The sequence below is a fragment of the Photobacterium obscurum genome, from assembly GCF_026191635.1.
GTDB lineage: Bacteria > Pseudomonadota > Gammaproteobacteria > Enterobacterales > Vibrionaceae > Photobacterium > Photobacterium obscurum.
The window spans coordinates 1-1,376 of the sequence record NZ_JAKRRW010000051.1 but is presented as its reverse complement, the minus strand read 5'-3'; the positions used below and the strand labels follow the sequence as shown (position 1 = coordinate 1,376).

1 protein-coding gene is annotated in these 1,376 nt (G+C 40.3%); it reads left to right on the top strand.

Annotated features, from left to right (window positions below):
- On the top strand, positions 1–1,310 hold a 1,310-nt coding region (locus MD588_RS25845), incomplete at its 5' end, for a UvrD-helicase domain-containing protein (protein ID WP_265700827.1).
- Positions 1,311–1,376 lie beyond the last annotated feature (66 nt).

The window sequence follows — 1,376 nt, the reverse complement described above, 5'->3', positions numbered from 1 at the left end:
ACTTAACCAATACGGAATGTATTGATTTTAGTGATATGATCTCTGAATCTACCGCCATCATTGAAAGAGGCGGCTTTCATCATTCTTATACTCATATTTTGGTTGATGAATTTCAAGATATTTCAGGTGGTCGTTCTAAGTTACTTAAAGCATTATTAGCCTCAAAGCCTAATGTTCGCTTGTTCGCTGTAGGTGATGATTGGCAGTCTATTTATCGATTTAATGGTGCTGACTTGGCTTTGTTTACAGCGTTTTCATCTGCATTTTCTCCAGCAACAGCTGTGCCTTTAGATAAAACGTTTCGTTTTAATAATCAGATCCATGAAGTTAGTAGTCGATTTGTTATGGCTAACCCAGCTCAAATAAAAAAAGAAATCGTAACTCACACACGATTAGATGCTCCTGCGGTTAGACTGGTCGATATAAAGAAAGACATGCATAACTTGATTTCGGTTTCAAGTCCGAAGGAAAGGAAGAATCAAGCGTATGTGACTTCTTTACAGCGTGCCTTGGCGACGTTGAATCGCTCTTCTGAGCGGAACGGGAAGGTGGCCTCTGTTCTTATTATTGGACGCTTTCGTCAAGAGAATACTCCTCAACTTAAAGGTGTTGACGTTTCAAAGTTCTCGTATGCTCATTTAGATATTAGTTTTGTTACAGCGCATGCCAGCAAAGGCTTAGAAGCTGATTACGTCATTCTATTTGGTGTTGATACGGGGGCATTTCCATCGACTAGAGAAAATGACGAATTGATCGACCTTGTTCTACCAAGTAAAGAAGGCTTCATACATGGCGAAGAAAGACGACTATTCTATGTAGCATTGACGAGAGCAAAACACTTTATTTATGTGTTATTCGATGGTGATAAGAGTAGTCCTTTCTTATCTGAAATGGCAAAGTTTGGTTTACAGTATGTAGACAATAAACTAGCGCCACAGCTAGCAAAATGGAGTTGCAGCCAGTGTAAAACAGGTGAGCTTCGACCTTTAACAACAAGACATAACAAAACCCTTTATAAATGCTCATTTTCTCCTGCTTGCGATACGTTAGTTAATAGCTGTAAGCACTGCAATTCACCTTTAGAAACCCATCCCGAAGGTTTTAGGCGCTGTCGTGGTTGCGGCGAAACTGAAATTGGCTGTTTGCGTTGTGGCATAGGTACGATGGTTGCTCGATGTGAGAATGACCCTAATAGAGAGACCTTTTATGGCTGTAACCGTTTCAGGCGAGGTGCTGATGACTCTTGTGGTGAAAATATTAAAGTAGCGGCTTATGAGGCTCGGATGGCTAAGGCTCGGTTAGTTAGCTAGTTAGGGTACTTTACAAATATCTGTCCATTATGAGTATCAAAATGAGTTTGTTTTTATGTTGTAACC